The sequence below is a fragment of the Solimonas sp. K1W22B-7 genome (assembly GCF_003428335.1).
In the GTDB taxonomy this organism is placed as follows: domain Bacteria; phylum Pseudomonadota; class Gammaproteobacteria; order Nevskiales; family Nevskiaceae; genus Solimonas_A.
The window spans coordinates 1,726,028-1,743,021 of the sequence record NZ_CP031704.1; the positions used below are offsets into that span (position 1 = coordinate 1,726,028).

19 protein-coding genes are annotated in these 16,994 nt (G+C 68.9%); 13 read left to right on the plus strand and 6 right to left on the minus strand.

The window, feature by feature from the left end; all coding sequences use genetic code 11:
• Positions 1-40: 40 nt before the first annotated feature.
• The 6 genes from D0B54_RS07920 to D0B54_RS07945 all read left to right on the plus strand — a co-directional run bounded on the left by D0B54_RS07920 (position 41) and on the right by D0B54_RS07945 (position 6,417).
• Positions 41-1,741: a proline--tRNA ligase gene (locus tag D0B54_RS07920; RefSeq protein ID WP_117290803.1), complete on the plus strand. Its 1,701-nt coding sequence runs from the start codon at positions 41-43 to the stop codon at positions 1,739-1,741.
• A gap of 91 nt (positions 1,742-1,832) precedes the next feature.
• Positions 1,833-4,190: a penicillin acylase family protein gene (locus D0B54_RS07925; RefSeq protein WP_117290804.1), complete on the plus strand. Its 2,358-nt coding sequence runs from the start codon at positions 1,833-1,835 to the stop codon at positions 4,188-4,190.
• On the plus strand, positions 4,187-4,780 hold the full coding sequence (gene wrbA / locus D0B54_RS07930; RefSeq protein WP_117290805.1) for an NAD(P)H:quinone oxidoreductase: 594 nt from the start codon (positions 4,187-4,189) through the stop codon (positions 4,778-4,780). The genes D0B54_RS07925 and wrbA overlap by 4 nt, the downstream gene beginning before the upstream one ends.
• Before the next feature lie 8 nt (positions 4,781-4,788).
• Positions 4,789-5,328, plus strand: a complete 540-nt coding sequence (locus tag D0B54_RS07935) for a hypothetical protein (RefSeq protein ID WP_162932292.1) — start codon at positions 4,789-4,791, stop codon at positions 5,326-5,328.
• Complete coding sequence (locus D0B54_RS07940; RefSeq protein ID WP_117290807.1) at positions 5,325-5,657, plus strand: DUF2069 domain-containing protein; 333 nt, start codon at positions 5,325-5,327, stop codon at positions 5,655-5,657. Before D0B54_RS07935 ends, D0B54_RS07940 begins: the two co-directional genes overlap by 4 nt.
• 226 nt (positions 5,658-5,883) lie before the next feature.
• On the plus strand, positions 5,884-6,417 hold the full coding sequence (locus tag D0B54_RS07945) for an REP-associated tyrosine transposase (RefSeq protein WP_117290808.1): 534 nt from the start codon (positions 5,884-5,886) through the stop codon (positions 6,415-6,417).
• A 112-nt stretch (positions 6,418-6,529) separates the two neighbouring features.
• Here the strand turns inward: D0B54_RS07945 and hda are convergent, their stop codons facing one another.
• From hda to D0B54_RS07960, 3 genes are read right to left on the minus strand one after another with little or no spacing between them, the layout of a single operon-like run.
• Positions 6,530-7,195 (minus strand): DnaA regulatory inactivator Hda, encoded by a 666-nt coding sequence (gene hda, locus D0B54_RS07950; RefSeq protein WP_162932293.1) that lies wholly within the window; start codon positions 7,193-7,195, stop codon positions 6,530-6,532.
• The gene (locus D0B54_RS07955) at positions 7,192-8,355 is read right to left on the minus strand and encodes an AI-2E family transporter (RefSeq protein WP_240433570.1); all 1,164 of its coding nucleotides are present in this window, start codon (positions 8,353-8,355) and stop codon (positions 7,192-7,194) included. Before D0B54_RS07955 ends, hda begins: the two co-directional genes overlap by 4 nt.
• 8 nt (positions 8,356-8,363) lie before the next feature.
• Positions 8,364-8,969, minus strand: coding sequence for a DUF2066 domain-containing protein (locus D0B54_RS07960; protein ID WP_117290810.1), 606 nt, complete (start codon positions 8,967-8,969; stop codon positions 8,364-8,366).
• 72 nt (positions 8,970-9,041) lie between these two features.
• Here D0B54_RS07960 and purM point away from each other — a divergent pair, with 72 nt between their 5' ends.
• From purM to D0B54_RS07980, 4 genes are read left to right on the plus strand one after another with little or no spacing between them, the layout of a single operon-like run.
• Complete coding sequence (purM, locus tag D0B54_RS07965; RefSeq protein WP_117290811.1) at positions 9,042-10,073, plus strand: phosphoribosylformylglycinamidine cyclo-ligase; 1,032 nt, start codon at positions 9,042-9,044, stop codon at positions 10,071-10,073.
• On the plus strand, positions 10,070-10,729 hold the full coding sequence (gene purN / locus D0B54_RS07970) for a phosphoribosylglycinamide formyltransferase (protein WP_117290812.1): 660 nt from the start codon (positions 10,070-10,072) through the stop codon (positions 10,727-10,729). The genes purM and purN overlap by 4 nt, the downstream gene beginning before the upstream one ends.
• Positions 10,726-11,430 carry a DUF3108 domain-containing protein gene (locus tag D0B54_RS07975; protein WP_162932294.1) on the plus strand — a complete coding sequence of 235 codons (705 nt, stop codon included), beginning with the start codon at positions 10,726-10,728 and terminating at the stop codon, positions 11,428-11,430. The genes purN and D0B54_RS07975 overlap by 4 nt, the downstream gene beginning before the upstream one ends.
• An 8-nt stretch (positions 11,431-11,438) precedes the next feature.
• Positions 11,439-11,675 (plus strand): hypothetical protein, encoded by a 237-nt coding sequence (locus D0B54_RS07980; protein ID WP_117290814.1) that lies wholly within the window; start codon positions 11,439-11,441, stop codon positions 11,673-11,675.
• A gap of 6 nt (positions 11,676-11,681) precedes the next feature.
• Here D0B54_RS07980 and D0B54_RS07985 read toward each other — a convergent pair whose 3' ends face one another.
• Both D0B54_RS07985 and D0B54_RS24225 read right to left on the minus strand, forming a co-directional pair.
• Positions 11,682-13,043: an MBL fold metallo-hydrolase gene (locus D0B54_RS07985; protein WP_162932295.1), complete on the minus strand. Its 1,362-nt coding sequence runs from the start codon at positions 13,041-13,043 to the stop codon at positions 11,682-11,684.
• The gene (locus D0B54_RS24225; protein ID WP_162932296.1) at positions 13,043-13,315 is read right to left on the minus strand and encodes a hypothetical protein; all 273 of its coding nucleotides are present in this window, start codon (positions 13,313-13,315) and stop codon (positions 13,043-13,045) included. Before D0B54_RS24225 ends, D0B54_RS07985 begins: the two co-directional genes overlap by 1 nt.
• Positions 13,316-13,437: 122 nt before the next feature.
• Here D0B54_RS24225 and D0B54_RS07990 point away from each other — a divergent pair, with 122 nt between their 5' ends.
• Complete coding sequence (locus D0B54_RS07990; protein WP_117290816.1) at positions 13,438-13,842, plus strand: CBS domain-containing protein; 405 nt, start codon at positions 13,438-13,440, stop codon at positions 13,840-13,842.
• 113 nt (positions 13,843-13,955) lie between these two features.
• Here D0B54_RS07990 and D0B54_RS07995 read toward each other — a convergent pair whose 3' ends face one another.
• Complete coding sequence (locus D0B54_RS07995) at positions 13,956-15,266, minus strand: sigma 54-interacting transcriptional regulator (RefSeq protein WP_117290817.1); 1,311 nt, start codon at positions 15,264-15,266, stop codon at positions 13,956-13,958.
• Positions 15,267-15,447: 181 nt separating this feature from the next.
• On the opposite strand from D0B54_RS07995, the gene tal reads away from it, so the two are divergent.
• Both tal and D0B54_RS08005 read left to right on the plus strand, forming a co-directional pair.
• Positions 15,448-16,566 carry a transaldolase gene (gene tal / locus D0B54_RS08000; protein WP_117295110.1) on the plus strand — a complete coding sequence of 373 codons (1,119 nt, stop codon included), beginning with the start codon at positions 15,448-15,450 and terminating at the stop codon, positions 16,564-16,566.
• Positions 16,567-16,650: 84 nt separating this feature from the next.
• Positions 16,651-16,977: a BON domain-containing protein gene (locus D0B54_RS08005; protein ID WP_117290818.1), complete on the plus strand. Its 327-nt coding sequence runs from the start codon at positions 16,651-16,653 to the stop codon at positions 16,975-16,977.
• Positions 16,978-16,994: the final 17 nt, after the last annotated feature.

The window sequence follows — 16,994 nt, forward strand, 5'->3', positions numbered from 1 at the left end:
GCGACTACAATCCGCGGCTCACAGAAAAACAGCCCTACCCATGCGCCTTTCCAAGTTTCCCCTGCACACCGCCAAGGAAACCCCGGCCGATGCCGAGGTCGTCTCGCACCAGCTGATGCTGCGCGCCGGCTATATCCGCAAGCTCGGCGCCGGCCTCTACAGCTGGATGCCCCTGGGCCTGCGCACGCTGGGCAAGATCGCCCAGATCGTGCGCGAGGAGATGAACGCGGCCGGCGCCATGGAGATGCTGATGCCGGCGGTGCAGCCGGCCGAGCTGTGGCAGGAGTCCGGCCGCTGGGACGTGATGGGCGCCGAGATGCTGCGTTTCAAGGACCGGCACAAGAACGACTTCTGCTACGGCCCGACGCACGAGGAAGTGATCTGCCACCACGTCAAGCAGGACTTCCGCAGCTACAAGCAGCTGCCGATCACCTATTACCAGATCCAGACCAAGTTCCGTGACGAGCGCCGTCCGCGCTTCGGCGTGATGCGCGCCCGCGAGTTCCTGATGAAGGACGCCTACTCCTTCCACCTGGATGCGGCGGACCTGGGGCGCGAGTACTACAACATGCGCGAGGCCTACACCCGCATCTTCACCCGCGTCGGTGCCGACTTCCGCGTGGTCAAGGCCGACAGCGGCAACATCGGCGGCGCCCTGTCCGAGGAGTTCCACATCCTCGCCGGTTCCGGTGAAGACCTGCTGGCGGTGGCCGAGGGCGGCAGCTACGCCGCCAACGTCGAGGCCGCCGAGACGCGTCCCTCGGGCCAGCCGCGCGCCGCGGCTGCCGCCGCGCTGGAGAAGGTGTCCACGCCGGGCCAGAAGACCTGCGAGCAGGTCTCGAAATTCATGAACGTGGCGCTCACGGCCAAGGTCAAGCTGCTGGTGGCCAAAGCCGCCGACGGCGGCCTGATCGGCATCGCCCTGCGCGGCGACCACCAGCTCAACGAGATCAAGGCCGCCAAGCACCCGAAGCTGGCCAGTCCCTTCGAGATGGCCAAGCCGGAAGACGTGCAGAAGGCCTTCGGCTGCGAGGTCGGCTACCTCGGCCCGGTCGGCAGCCCGATCCCGGTGATCGCGGATCATGCAGCGGTGGAGTTCGCCGACTTCGTCTGTGGTGCCAACGACAACGACCATCACTACAAGGGCGCCAACTGGGGCCGCGACTGCGCCGAGCCCGAGACCGCCGACCTGCGCCAGATCTGCGAGGGCGACCCGAGCCCGGACGGGCAGGGTGTCATCAAGTTCTATCGCGGCATCGAGGGCGGTCACATCTTCCAGCTGGGCCAGAAGTACACCAAGGCGATGAGCCTGACGGTGCTGGACGCCCAGGGCCAAGCGGTGACGCCGGAAATGGGTTGCTACGGCATCGGCGTGTCGCGCATGGCGGCGGCGGTGATCGAGCAGTCGCACGACGCCAACGGCATCATCTGGCCCGATGCGATCGCACCGTTCCGCGTGCTGATCTGCCCGATCGGCATGGACAAGTCGGCAGCGGTGAAGGAAGCGGCGGAGTCGCTGTACGCCGCGCTGATCCAGGCCGGCATCGAGGTGGCGCTGGACGACCGTGGCCAGCGTCCCGGCGCGATGTTCGCCGACGCCGACCTGATTGGCATCCCGCACCGCGTCGTCATCGGCGACAAGGGCCTGGCCAACGCGCAGTTCGAGTACAAGCACCGCCGTGCCGCCGCCGCCGAGATGATCCCGGCGACCGCCGAGGCCGTGCTGGCCAAGCTGCGCTGACGAACACGCCGCCGCCGTGATCCCGCACGGGGTCACGGCGGCGGCGCGTTTCCTCTACCATGTGCTCGTTCCAGGCTCCCGTTCCGTCGTCATGATCAAGCGCATTCTCCTTGCCTTGCTGATGCTGGTCCTGCTGCTGCTCGCCGCGGCCTGGGTCGCGCTCAGCGGCAGCCTGCCGACCCTCGACGGCGAAGACCTGCTGCCGGGCCTGGCCGCGCCGGTGCACGTGGAACACGACCTGATGGGCGTGCCTACGGTGCAGGCCAGCAACCGCCTGGACCTGGCCCGCGCCACCGGCTACCTGCACGCGCAGGCGCGTTTCTTCCAGATGGACCTGACGCGCCGCGCCGCCGCCGGCGAGCTCTCGGCCCTGGTCGGGCCGCTGGGGCTGCCGCGCGATCGCGCGGCGCGCATCCACCGCCTGCGTGCGGTAGCCGGCCGGGTGCTGAAAGCTGCCAGCGAGCAGGACCGGGCGCTGCTGGCGGCCTACGCCGATGGCGTCAACGCCGGCCTGGCAGGCCTGGTCTCCAAGCCTTTCGAGTACTGGCTGCTGACGCAGCAGCCGCGCCCCTGGCTGGCGGAGGACAGCATCCTTTGCGTGCTGTCGATGTGGCTGCAGCTCACCGACGAAGCGGCCGAGCGCGACGCCATGCTGCATGCGATGCACGAGACGCTGCCGGCGCCGCTGTACGCCTTCATCACGCAGTCCGGCACCGCCTGGGACGCGCCATTGGAGGGAAGCACTCCGGTTGAAGTGCCGGTGCCAGGCCCCGAAGTCTACGACCTGCGCACGCTGAAGAAGACCAAGTTCCGCCGCGAGAATCTCGAATGGTCCGCCTACGATCGCGATCGCGCGGAACGCGGCGTCGGCAGCAATGCCTGGGCCGTGTCCGGAGCCTACACCGCCGACGGTGGCGCGCTGGTGGCGGACGACATGCACCTGGGACTGTCGGTGCCCAACGCCTGGTACCGCATGCGCCTGCAGTTGCAGGGCGAGCAGGACCTGGACATCACCGGCGTCACCCTGCCCGGCGCGCCCTTCATCGTCGCCGGCAGCAACCGCCACATCGCCTGGGGTTTCACCAACAGCTATGGCGACTGGAGCGATCTGGTGCAGCTGGAGCCGGCGCCGCGCGACCGCAGCCGCTACCGCACGGCCGATGGCTACCGGTCCTTCGAGCTGATCGCCGAGCGCATCGAGGTCAAGGGCGATCACGACGTCACCTTCAACATCCGCAATACTGTCTGGGGCCCGGTGATCGGCAAGGACGCCTCCGGCCGCGACCTGGTCGTGCGCTGGCTCGGTGCGCAGCCGGGCGCCACCAATCTGCGCCTGGCCTGGCTGGAGCAGGCGCGCAGCGTCGAGGAAGCGATCGCGGTGGCCAACGGCGCCGGCGTCCCGCCGCAGAATTTTGTTGTGGCCGACCGCAACCAGTCGATTGGCTGGACCATCGCCGGGCACCTGCCGCAGCGCAACCCGGTGGCGCCCGACGCGCCGCCGGTGGGCGGCTTCGAGCAGGGCGGCTGGAACGGCTGGCTGCCGGCAGAGGACTACCCGCGCCTGGTCAATCCGCCGCAGGGCCGCATCTGGACCGCCAACCAGCGCCTGGTCGAAGGCGATGCACTGCAGCGCATCGGCGACGGCGGCTACGAGTTCGGCGCGCGAGCGCTGCAGATCCGCAGCACGCTGCTGGCCCTGCCCGAGGCCACGCCCGACGACATGCGCCAGATCCAGCTCGACGACCGCGCCCTGTTCCTGTCGCGCTGGCAGGCCCTGCTGCTGCGCGCGCTGGACGGCCTGGAACAGGCCGGCAAGGGCGATGCCGCTGCGCGGGCCGCGGTGCGCGACTGGGGCGGCCGCGCCGCCGTCGGCTCGGTGGGCTACCGCATGGTGCGCCAGTTCCACGACCTTGCCAGCGACCGTGCCTTCGACGCGCTGACCGCCGCCTGCCGCAAGCGCGACCCGTCGTTCCACCGCATGTACCTGCGCCAGTTCGAAGGACCGCTGCTGCAGATCATCGACAGCAACGCCGTGCACCTGCTGGACCCGCAGTACGACAGCGCCGATGCCTTCCTGCAGGGCATCGCCGCCGAGATGCTGGCCAGCCGCAGCGCCCGCAAGAGCTGGGGCGAGCGCAACACCGCCAGCATCCGCCATCCGCTGTCGCGTGCCATCCCGCCGCTGTCGGCACTGCTCGACATGCCGCATACGCAACTGCCGGGCGACGCCGACCTGCCCCGTGTGCAGGACCCGGACTTCGGCGCCTCCGAGCGCTTCGCCGTGTCGCCGGGCCGCGAGGAACAGGGCTACTTCCACATGCCTGGCGGCCAGTCGGGCCACCCGCTGTCACCCTTCTACCGCGCCGGCCACGACGCCTGGGAGCAGGGCCTGAATGCGCCGTTCCTGCCGGGCGGCGCCGTGCACAACCTGGTGCTGAGCCCCAAGTGACCGAAATCCTGATCCTGTATTACTCGCGCCACGGCTCGGTGGCGAAGATGGCGCGCCAGATCGCGCGCGGTGTCGAGTCGGTGGCGGGCGCGAGCGCGCGCCTGCGCACCGTGCCACCGGTGTCGGCCGACTGCGAGAAGACCGGCCCGGACGTGCCCGACAGCGGCGCGCCCTATGCCGACGCGCGTGACCTCAAGGAATGCGCCGGCCTGATCCTCGGCAGCCCGACGCGCTTCGGCAACATGGCCGCGCCGCTCAAGTACTTCCTCGACGGCACCTCCGGCCTGTGGCTGTCCGGCGCGCTGGTCGGCAAACCGGCGGCGGTGTTCACTTCCACCGGCAGCCTGCATGGCGGCCAGGAGACCACCCTGATGTCGATGGCCCTGCCGCTGCTGCATCACGGCATGCTGCTGCTCGGCTTGCCGTACACCGAGCCGGCCCTGAGCACGACGCAGGCCGGCGGCACGCCCTACGGCGCTTCGCACCACGCCGGCGTCGGCGGACCGCCGCGGCCGCTGACGCGCGAAGAGGAAACGCTATGCCAGGCCCTGGGCCGGCGCGTCGCCGAAATCAGCCTGAAACTGCAGTGAAGGATTCCATGTCCCGACATATCCGCTGGCCGGTCCTCCTGTGCCTGCTGCCGCTTTGCGCCTGCGTCACCAAGCTGTTCGACAAGGACTACGCGCCGCCCGCAGACTCGGCAGTGGCGCGGGTGGTGTTCCTGTCGCTGGATCGCGGCTCCTATACCGTCGACGTCCTGCAGGACGAGAAGTGGAAGCCGACGCGCTGGCACGCCAGCGAGCACCGCGCCGCCGGTGGCGCTTCATTCTTCAACGAGATGAGCCAGGCCGACGGCGAAATCCTTGCCGGCGAGCAGGTTGCGCTGCGGCTGAACTTCCAGGCGCCGGCGAACGACGACGAGCCGGAACTGAGCTGCACACCGGAAGTGCGCATCTGCGGCATGGCGGACACGCGCTACGAGTTGCTGCTGCGGGCGGTCAAGGGCCAGTGCGAGGTCATCCTGCGCAAGCAGTACGTCAGCGACACCGGCGTACTGCGCCGCGACACGCTGGACCTGAAGAAGGCCGCGCGTTGCCCGGCACCTGCACCTGCACCGACGACGGAGCGCAAGCCGTGAAGCTGAGTCCCCTGATGCACGCGCTGGCAGTGGCCTGCCACCTCGCCCTGATCAGCGGCCTGCTGATCTTCTGCAGCGGCCGGCTGGCCCTGCTGTTCGGCTTCCTGCTGTTCCTGCCGCTGCCCGGCCTGCTGCGCGGCAAGGAGCGCACCCATGCCTGGACCAGCATGCTGATCTCGTTCTACTGCGCCGCGCTGGCGTCCAACGCCTATTCCTCCAGCCATGGCCGCGCGTTGTGGTTCGTGCTGGCCTCGCTCGCGGCGCTGGAGTTCGCGGCGACGGTGCTGTATGTGCGCTTCAGGGCACGCGAGAAGATCGCGGCGGCCTGATTGACGGCCTGCTGTTGCGGCCCACTTCCAGACGCGAGCCTCCTGCCTGATTCGCGCGGGCGATCCGTCGCCGGACTGGGCCTGGGACGTGAGGTTGGAGGCTTCAGTGGGCGAGCGTGAGCAGTGATGTCGGGGTTCGCTCCGCTCACCGCCAACCTACAGGGCTGGCGGATGTAGGTTGGGGTGAGCTTGCGAACCCCAACATCCCATATCTACGATCACTGGCATGCGCTATCGAAGAGCCAGTGCGCCTGGCGGCACGTACTTCTTCACGGTCAATCTCGCCGACCGCTCGAGCCGACTGCTGGTGGATCGCGTCGATGACCTGCGGGAGGCTGTTCGTTTAGTCAAACAGCGCCATCCGTTCGAGATTCCGGGGTGGGTGGTTCTTCCCGATCATCTGCATGCCGTCTGGGCCCTGCCACCCGACGATGCTGATTTCTCGACGCGATGGACGCTTATCAAGGGTGGCTTTGCCCGCCGTATCGAGCCGGGAGAGTTCGTCCGATCGAGCAGGGAGCGAAAAGGCGAACGCGGCATCTGGCAGCGACGATTCTGGGAGCACCAGATTCGTGACGAGGATGACCTTGAGCGGCATCTCGATTACATCCATATCAATCCGGTCAAGCACGGATGTGTGAGTCGCGCCGCGGATTGGCAGTGGTCTTCGATCCATCGCTATGTCCGCGCGGGCGATCTTTCGCCGGACTGGGCTGCGGATGTGGAGTTGGAGACTTCGGTGGGACCGCGCGAGCGGTGATGCTGGGGTTCGCTACGCTCGCCTGGAGGCGCCTACTTTTGGCACCGCCAACCTACAGGGCGGCGGATGTAGGTTGGCGGTGAGCGCAGCGAACCCCAACGTCCCCGCAACCTCAATCCACCAGCACCGACTGCACGAACGGCAGCGTCAGCCGCCGCTTCGCCGCCAGCGCCTCGCGGTCGAGCCGCTCCAGCGCCTCCAGCAAACTCGGGATATCCCGTGAGCGGTGGTTGAGCAGCCAACGTGTCACTTCCTCCGGCAGCTCCAGGCCGCGCGCCTTGGCGCGCTCGCGCAGCAGTTCGCGGCGGTCGTCGTCGCTGGGCGGCTTGAGGCCGAAGCGGCTGCAGGCGCCCAGGCGGGTGCGCAGGTCGGGCAGGGCCAGGGTCATCCGTTCCGGCGGTGCGTCGGTGGCGAAGGCATAGCCGGCGCCGCGGGCGCGCAACTGGTCCACCAGGCGCAGCAGGGCGATGCACCACTCGCGGTCGGGGGTCACCCGCTCGAGGTCGTCGATGCAGACCGCCGGCGCAGCCTCAAGTCCCTCGAGCAGGGAAGGGCCGTGCGCCGCCAGTTCCGCCAGCGGCAGGTAGGCGGCACGGTGTTGCCGTGCGGCAGCCTGCAGCAAATGGCTGCGGCCGCTGCCGGGCGGGCCGTAGAGCAGGACCGGCACGCCCAGCGACTGCAGGGCCTGCACGGCTTCGGCGTTGGGGCCGGGGTAATAGCTCTCGAAGCTGGCCGATTCGCGCAATTGCACGGCCAGCGGCAGCTGCGCACCGATCATGGCAGGGGGCCGGGCGGCTCTTCGGAGGCGGGTGGGGCTGCCGGCACGGGGGGCGCGGGCTGCGCGGTTCCGGCGAGGTAGAGCGGGCTCAACAGCCATTGCTGCTTGGTGTGGCGCATCAGCACCGCCAGCACCGCCGCCGCCGGCAGCGCCACCAGCACGCCGACGAAGCCGAACAGCTGGCCGCCGGCCATGATCGCGAAGATCACCGCCACCGGGTGCAGGCCGATACGGTCGCCGACCAGCAAGGGGGTCAGCACGTTGCCTTCGAGGAACTGGCCGACGCCGAACACCACCGCGATCCAGATCAGCGAGGTGGGGTCCTGGGTCTGCACCAGCATCGCGATCACGGCGATCAGCACACCGACGATGCTGCCGAGATAGGGGATGAAGCTGATCAGGCCGACGATGATGCCGACCACCAGGGCCAGGTCCAGGCCGGCGATCCACAGCGCGACGGCGTAGTAGACCGCCAGTGCCGCCATCACCGACAGCTGGCCGCGGATGAAGGCGCCCAGCACCTCGTCGGCCTCGCCGGCCAGCTGGCCGACCCGGGGCAGGTAGCGCGGCGGGATCATGCCGCGGATCCAGCTGACCAGGTCATCCCAGTCGCGCAGCAGGTAGAAGCTCACCACCGGGATCAGCAGCAGGTTGGCGACCGTGACCAGCAGCAGCTTGCCGGACTGCGACACGCGCTCCCAGGCGGCCTGGGCGAAGCCGCCGGCCTCGGACCAGTGCTGGGTGATGATGGCCTTGAGGCCCTCGGCATCCAGCTCCACGCCGGCCGGCAGGGCGATGCCCAGGCGCGGCAGGGCCTGCTCCTGCAGCCAGACCAGCCAGTCGGGGATGTTGCGCAGCAGCGCCAGGAACTGGTGGTAGACCATCGGCGCCAGCAGCAGCAGCGCCGCCAGGCCCGCCAGGCTCAGCACCACGAACACCACGCAGACCGCGGCGGTGCGCGACAGGCGCAGGCGCTGCAGGCGGTCCACCACCGGGTCGCCGACATAGGCCAGGGCGGCGCCGACGATGAAGGGCATCAGGATCGGGCCGAGCAGGAACAGGAGCAGCAGCAGGGCGGCGCCCACCACCAGCCAGGGCCAGTGCTCGCGCAAGTGGAAGCGCATGTAGTCTTCCGCCGAATCAACCGGTTCCGTGGACATGGCGCGGCCTACTGCGGAGCCGGCAGGCTGTAGCTGAAGGCTCCGGAAGCCTCGGCCTGACGCTGCAGCACGGGGCTGCCGGCGGCGGCCAGGGCGGCGGCGCCACCCTCGACGCGGGCGCGCAGCAGCAGCGTGCCATCTTCAGCGCCGACGACGCCGATGCCGCGCACGCCCGGCATGGCGCGCAGGGCCGACAGGGCGCGGCCGTAGTCGGCGATGCCGCGCACGCCGCCGATGGTGAGGGGGACCTCCTCGGTCGGCACCATGACCTGGCCCCAGACCGGCAGGCCGGCGGCGCGCACCGCGGCGTCCACCGCGCGCGGGTCGAAGCCGGCCACCAGCATCAGCTGGCCGGTGGCGTTGTCACGTTCATAGCTGAAGCGCTGCAGCAGCTTGGGCGCGCGGGCGACCGTGGGCTGCAGCCTGGGCTGGCTGGCCAGGGGCTGGCCGCCGACGCGTTCCAGCACCTGCCCCAGGGCCTGGGACAGTGCCGTGTCGCGGATGGCCTGGGACTGGTCGGCCACCAGGACGCGGGCCAGGTAGCCGTCCGCGGGCGCCTGGGCCAGGGCCAGGCAGGGGAGCAGCAGCGTCAGGGCGATCAGGAATGGGCGCATGGGCGAATCGGAGGGGCCTGAAAAGGTAGAATAGCAGCCGTTCCCGAACTCTTCCGAGGCCCTAGGCTTTTCATGGCTGCCAAAACCCCGCTGACCTACCGCGACGCCGGTGTGGACATCGATGCCGGCGATGCGCTGGTGGATGACATCAAGAAAATCGTCAAGTCGACCCGCCGTCCCGAGGTGCTGGCCGGCGTCGGCGGCTTCGGCGCGCTGGTGTCGATCCCCAAGAAGTACAAGAACCCGGTGCTGGTCAGCGGCACCGACGGCGTCGGTACCAAGCTCAAGCTCGGCATCGAAAGCGGCCGCGTCCAGGGCCTGGGCCAGGACCTGGTCGGCATGTGCGTCAACGACGTGCTGGTCAACGGCGCCGAGCCGCTGTTCTTCCTGGACTACTACGCCACCGGCAAGCTCGACAACCGCGTCGCCGCCCAGGTGATCAAGGGCATCGCGCAGGGCTGCAAGCTGGCCGGCTGCGCCCTGGTCGGCGGCGAGACCGCCGAAATGCCGGGCCTCTACAGCGGCGGCGACTTCGACCTGGCCGGCTTCACCGTGGCCGTGGTGGAGAAGAAGAAGATCATCGACGGCAGCAAGATCAAGCCCGGCGACGTGCTGATCGGCCTGCCGTCCTCGGGCCCGCATTCCAACGGCTATTCGCTGGTGCGCAAGATCCTGTCGGTGAGCAAGGCCAAGCTGGACCAGCCGCTGGGCGGCGGTACGCTGCTCGACGCGCTGATGGCGCCCACCAGCATCTACGTCAAGCCGGTGCTCAAGCTGCTGGCCGGCGGCATCGACGTGCGCGGCATGGCGCACATCACCGGCGGCGGCATCGTCGGCAACCTGCCGCGCTGCTTCCCCAAGAAGACCGCCGCGGTGGTCGACACCCAGAGCTGGACGCGCCCGGAAATCTTCGACTGGCTGCAGCGGCAGGGCAAGGTCGAGCAGGACGAGATGTGGCGCGTGTTCAACTGCGGCGTCGGCTTTGCGATGGTGGTGCCGCGGCTGCAGGCCGACAAGGCCATGGCGCAGCTGCGCCGCGACCGCCTCAAGCCCTTCCTGATGGGCGAAATCGTCCGCGGCAACCAGGACGTGCGCTTCGCGTGAAGCGCGTCGTCGTCCTGATCTCGGGCGGCGGCCGCAACCTGCAGGCACTGCTGGATGCCGGTGCCGACGGGCGCCTGGACGCGCAGATCGTCGCGGTGATCAGCAACCGCGACGGCGTCCAGGGCCTGGAGCGCGCGCGCCGTGCCGGCGTCGCCGCCCTGGCACTGCCGCACGTGGATTTTCCCAGCCGCGAGGCCTTCGATGCCGCCCTGGCGGAAGCGATCGAGGCGCAGCGGCCGGATATCGTGGTGATGGCCGGGTTCATGCGCGTGGTCGGCGCCGCCTTCGTGCGCCGTTTCCAGGGGCGCATGCTCAACATCCATCCCTCGCTGCTGCCGCGCCACCCAGGCCTGAAGACCCACCAGAAGGTGCTGGAAGCAGGGGAACGCGAGCACGGCGCCACGGTGCACTTCGTCACCGAGGAACTGGACGGCGGCCCGCTGATCATTCAGGGCCAATTCAGTGTGATGCCTCAGGATAGTGCCGAGTCCCTGGCCGAGCGTGTCATGCAGGACATCGAACTGAAGATCTATCCTCAGGCGGTGGCATGGCTGGCGCGTGGCGACGTCGAACTGGTCGACGGCGGGGTGCGGTTCGGCGGCAGGCCGCTGTCCGCGCCGTTGGGGATGGACCACCTGGAGGCGCAATTCCGATGAACAAGCTGCTGCTGGGCCTGGCCATGCTTGCCGCCGCGCTGTCCGCGCAGGCCGCGCCTTCGGCCTTCGTGCCGCGCTCCGACCAGTACCAGGTGGCCTGGGGCTCGATGGGCCTGGGCGAGGGCACCATCTCGCTGTCGCCGCTGCAGAGCGGCTGCTACCGCTACGAGTCGGTCACCAAGCCGATGGCGATCGTGCGCTGGACCTATGGTTCGCCGCGCGAAACCAGCGAGTTCTGCGTGGCCGACGGGCGCATCGTGCCCAAGCGCTTTGTCTACACCAACGACAAGCGTGCCAAGGACAGCTTCACGCTGGATTTCGACTGGGCCGCGCATCAGGTCAAGACCATCAAGGGCGGCGAGATCAAGCTGCGCGAACTGCCGGACAACACCTACGACCGCTTCGTGATCCAGCTGGCCGTGCGCCAGTGGGTGATCAAGCATGCCGGCGAAGCCAAGCCGGCGCCGCTGGAAGTGAAGATGGTCGATCACCGCCGCATCAAGACCTACCGCTTCGCCCTCACCGGCCGCGAAAAGGTCGAGACGCCGGCCGGCAAGTTCGATACGCTGCTGGTGGAGCGGGTCGATGACCCCGGCAACTCGCTGCGTTTCTGGGTGGCGCCGGAGCGCGACTACATCCCGGTCAAGGTGCAGCAGATCGACGATGGCGAGCTGAAGCTGCAGATGCTGCTGAGCAAGTAGGAGCACACATGAGACTCGCAATTCTGGCCCTGAGCGGACTCTGCCTGCTGGCAGCCTGCAGCAAGCCCACCGAACCGGCCGCCGATGAAGCCAAGCCGCAGGGCCGCGAGGAAACCCGCGGTATCCGCAACACCGAGGCGATCGGCTATTCCGGCAACGCCATCGCCGACAAGGTCGATACCGTGATCGAAACCAACGAGCAGCGGATGGACCAGCTCAACAAGGCTGTCGAAGCCAGCGAATAGCCCGGCTCAGGCCGCCGCCAGGCGGCCTTCCTCGCGCAGCTTGTCGAGGTGGCCCTCGATGTTCATGCGCGCCAGCGGCCATAGCGCCTTGTCGACGCCGGCGTAGACGATCGGCAGCATCTCCTCCACGTCGCGGCCCTGGTTGTGCAGGTCCAGGATCTGCAGTTCGCGCGCCTCGCGGTGCTTCAGGGTTTCCACCAGGCGGTAGACCGTGCCCAGCGCAGCGCCGTGCGAGGGCAGGATGACCTTGGGGTCCAGCGCGATGATCTTGCGCAGCGACTCGAAGTAGCGGCCCATGTGGCCCTCGGGCTTGGCGATCACCACCGTGCCGAGACCCTGGATCAGGTCGCCCACCAGGCACCAGGCACGGTTCTCCGGCATCAGCGCCAGCTGGCCCTGGTCGTGGCCCGGCACCTCGATCACGCGCACCGCCTGCCCCAGCCAGCGGCACAGCACGTCGCCTTCGCGGTAGACGTTGACGCTGGGAATGCCCTCGAAGAACTTGCCTTCGGTGCGATCCCAGATGCGGCCGCGGGTGTCGTCCGACATGCCGATGGGGATCTGCATGCGCCGCGCCATCACGTCGGCGCGTTCGCGGTGATCGTGATGGTGATGGGTCAGGAAGATCTCGTGCACGCCATAGCGCTGCGCCATCGCCAGCAGCTTCTCCATCTCCTCGTCGTCGGCCGGGGAGGGGTCCACCAGCACGCGGTGCGACTGCATGTCGCCGAGGATGTAGGCGTTGGTGTGCTGCGCCGGCGGGATCGTGTGCGAGCGCACCCAGATGTGCCGCACGCCGCAGACCTGTTCCACCATCGGCAGCTCGCCGTCGCCGCGGTGTTCGAAATGCAGGCGCGGCACCGTGGTGGCGCTGATGTCGGCGGCCAGCGCGCGCAGCGTTTCCAGCGAGGGCGGCGCCATCAGCAGCTCGCCGGCCTCGTAGCGCCGCACCAGTTCCGCGGGCGGCGCCCAGAAAGCCTCCGCCACCTCGTTGGTGTCGATCGTGATCGACGGCCGTTCGCGCAGGTCCACGCGGTAGAAATGTGTATTGAAGCGCACCGGGAACACCGGCGGCGTCAGCGCCGTTCCCAGCAGGCTGGCGCCGGCCACCAGGCCGGCGTTGCAGGCCGCAGGCAGGTCCCAGCCCAGTTCCTCCAGCACTTCGCGCGCCAGCGCCTCGGCCTGGCGCGGCTCGACGCCGTCCAGCGAACGGCAGGCGGGCGGGTTGTCGCCGTCGGTCTTGTCGATCTTGCCGCCGGGAAAGGCGTTGAAGCCGGGGAAGGCCGACAGCCAGGGCTGGCGGCGCATGACCAGCACCTCGCCGTCGTGGACCAGCACCGCGGTGACGGCGTCGAGGATGCGGGACATCACTTCTGCACCGGGTCGATGTGCTTGAGCGCCACGGTGTCGCCGCCGTAGCTGACCCGGATCACATGCTTGCTGCCGTTCCAGGTCTCGGTGGAGATGCTCAGGAGGCCAAGGTCGCCGCCGGAAACCTCGTCGGGCTTGCCCAGGATGGCGTGGACCGCGTCGCGCTTCATGCCGGCCTCGACCTTCTGGTAGTTCTCCGGGGTGATCCGGGAGCAGCCGGCCAGGAGCAGGGTGGCCAGGGCCAGGGCGGCGAGGGGGCGGCGGGACATCGGGTTCTCCGGAAAACTCCAAGTGAGACAGGCAGATTACAACACCGGTGAACTGTGGGCAGAGCGTCACTTCACCTGCCAGCCAACGGGTGCATAATCGGGGAAAACCTCGGGAGGGGAACATGTCGCAGCAGCTGGATTCCAAGCGCGTCCGCGATTACATGGCGCGCAACCTGGTGACCTTCACGCCGGATACCGAGGTGCTCAGCGCGATCCACCAGATCGTCAAGCACCGCATTTCCGGCGCCCCGGTGGTGGACCGCGACGGCAAGCTCGTGGGCATGCTGTCGGAAAAGGACTGCCTCAAGGTGGCCGTGGTGGCGGGCGCCGAGGGCGTGCCCGCCGGACTGGTCGAGGATTTCATGTCGCGCAGCCCCGCCACGGTGGACGCCGACGACGGTCTGCTGGACATCGCCAGCCGCTTCGTCGACGCGCCCTTCAAGCGCTTCCCGGTGATGGAGAACGGCAAGCTGGTCGGGCAGATCTCCCGCTCCGACATCCTGCGCGCGATCGACGAGCTGTATTGACCCCAAAAAAGCAATTCAGCCGCGGATTACGCGGATGGACGCGGATTCACAAGATTTTTCTTGATCCGTGTCGACCCGCGTAATCCGCGGCAAATGAGTGCTTTTGCCTGCCCTTACGCGGCGGTCGGCGAGTAGAGCTGGTGGCTGTGGTGGGTCTTGGGCTCCCACAGCTCGATGCCGCGTTCGATCTCCGCCGCCTCGATCACCCGCCCGGCAGGGCCGGTGGTGGTATCCACGAAAGCCGCTTCCAGCACGCGCACCAGGCCGCGCACGTTGCCGTGCCAGCGGCAGGTGCGGATGCGCTCCCAGCCGGCGTCGCTGACGCCCACCGGCGCCTTCCATGTGGTGCACTTGGAACCCAGCTTGGCCAGCAGCGTCGCCATGATCGCGATCATGTCCTCCTCGCGTGCCGACAGCTCCGGCACCTGCAGCACTGCCGCGCCCATGCGGGTGAATTCGTCGAGGTTCACGGCGTTCTGCAGGTAGGTCCAGCTGCGGTTGGTGGCGAACAGCACCGCGCAGTCGAGCTGGCGCTTGGTGGTGGCGCCGAAGGGCAGGTACTGCGCGCTGTCCAGGGCTTCCATCAGCACTTCCATCACCGGGCCGGAGATGTCATGGCTTTCGTCGATGAAGGTGACGCCGTCGCGCGCCTGGGTGAAGGCGCCGGTGCGGGCCGCCGCCCCCGGGAAGGCGCCGGCCACGTGGCCGCAGAGCAGCGACTTGATCGCCGCCTTGTCACGGGTGTTTTCCGCCAGCAGGTTCACCGACACGAACTGGCCGAGGCCGCGTACCAGATAATAGAAGTAGGCCATGGAAGTCTTGCCGCTGCCGGGGCCGCCGAGCAGGCAGGCGCGGCCGACGCCGTTCTGGGCGAAGCCGCGGATGCGCGCCACCAGGGTGTGCGTGACGGGGCTGAACACGAACAGGTTGCGCATCGGGCTGTTCTCCACCTCGGTGGACAGCGGCACGCGGATGACGTTGTCCTCGGCGGTGTGCTCCAGGCGCTGCGGCAGGTTGCGGGCCACGTCCTCGGGGCTGGCTTCCAGCATCAGGCGCAGGCCGCCGGCGAGCCGGCCTTCGGCGGCGCGGCGGTCCAGCCACTGGCCGAAGCTGGCCAGGCGGTCGCCGTTGAGCGCGATGATCAGGGTCATGGTGCGTCCGGCGCGACGCTGGGCCGCCACCTGGTCGGCCAGGGTGTCGAGATCGGCAGGATTCAGGAACAGGGCGAGGACGAACTCGCTGTCCGGATGGGCGCCGGCCAGGGCCGAGGAGGGCTGCACCTGGCAGCGCTGCCCTTCCGGCATGCAGGCGTGCAGGTCGTCGACCCGCCCCAGCAGGTCCAGCGGCACGAAGGCGGTCAGGTAGGCCGAGGGCATCCGGTCCAGCGTCGGGGTGGCAGCAGGCTTCTTCTTGATATTGAACATGGCGCGCTCGCAGATGGGGCAGGGCTAGGCTATGCCCTTGGACGCCGCAGGTCACGTGGCCCCCGATGAACAGGAACCCGCCCCGGATCAACGGCGAAAAAGGCGGCATTCGTCCGTCGGCAGGATGATCTCCGGCCACGATCCGGGCGATACTGCGGGCCCCTATTCCTCCGCGAATCCCATGAGCGCGCTCAAGGCAATCAGCGAACACGGCCAGTCGGTCTGGCTGGACTATATCCGCCGCGACCTGCTGCTGTCCGGTGGCCTGAAGAAACTGATCGACGAGGATGGCCTGCTCGGCCTGACCTCCAACCCGGCGATCTTCGAAAAGGCCATCGGCGGCAGCGCCGACTACGATCCGGCCCTGCGTGCCCTGGTCGATGGCGGCCAGCGCGACCCCGCTGCCCTCTACGAGCAGCTGGCGATCGAGGACATCCGCCAGGCGGCGGACATCTTCCTGCCGGTCTGGCAGGCGACCGGCGGGGTCGACGGCTACGTCAGCCTGGAAGTGGCGCCGGGCCTGGCCTGCGATACCGCCGGCACCCTGGCCGACGCGCGCCGCCTGTGGGCCGCCGTTCGCCGCCCCAACCTGATGATCAAGGTGCCGGGTACGGCCGAGGGCGCGGTTGCCGTCCGCGAGCTGATCGCCGAGGGCATCAACGTCAACGTCACGCTGCTGTTCTCGCGCCCGGCCTACCTGGCCGTGGCCGAGGCCTACCTGGCGGGGCTGGAGGCGCGGCTTGCCGCTGGCGGCCGCATCGACGGCATCGCCAGCGTCGCGAGTTTCTTCATCAGCCGCATCGACGCGGCCATGGACGCCGAGATCGCCGCGCGGGGTGGCGAGGCCCTGGCCCTGGCCGGCAAGGTCGCCATCGCCAACGCCAGGCTGGCCTACGAGGACTACCGCGGGCTTTGCGCCGGCCCGCGCTGGCAGAAGCTGGCTGCCGCGGGCGCCCGGCCGCAGCGCCTGCTCTGGGCCAGCACCGGCACCAAGAATCCGGCCTACCGCGACGTGCTCTACGTCGAGGAGCTGATCGGCCCCGAGACGGTGGATACCATCCCGCCGGCGACGATGGACGCCTTCCGCGATCATGGCCAGCCGCGGCGCAGTCTGGACCGGGGCACTGCCGACGCGCGCGAGGTGATCGCCGCGGTCGAGCGCCTCGGCCTGCCGCTGGACGCCGTCACCACGCGGCTGGTGGGCGAGGGCATCAAGCTGTTCGTCGATGCGCACGACCAGCTGCTGGCGGCGGTGGCGCGCAAGCGCGACGCGCTGGCGCCGCAGGCCATGCCGGCCTGATTCACGCTCCGCAGGCCGGTTCATGGAAGATTCAGGGCCAGGCTGCAAGTATGGCGGCTGACCCGGCCCCTTGAGGAAACCTTCATGCTGTTCAAGACCTTGCTGCTGGCGACGGCTGTAGCCCTGTCAGGGACGGCGGTCGCGAGCGTGCAGACCGATCCCGCGATCGGTAACGCCGAGTCGCAGCAGTACTTGAGCGATGCCGCCGTCACCGCCCAGGTGAAGAGTGCGCTGCTGGGACAGAAGAACCTCGACGCGCTCGACATCAACGTCAGCACCCGCAACGGCGTGGTGCAGTTGTCCGGCTTTGCCGGTTCCTCCGCCCAGATCAGCCAGGCGGTCGAAGTGGCCCGCAACGTGCGCGGGGTGCGCGAGGTCAAGAACGACCTGCGCCTGAAGACCGCGCGATAGCGGAAAATTCGTCCGTC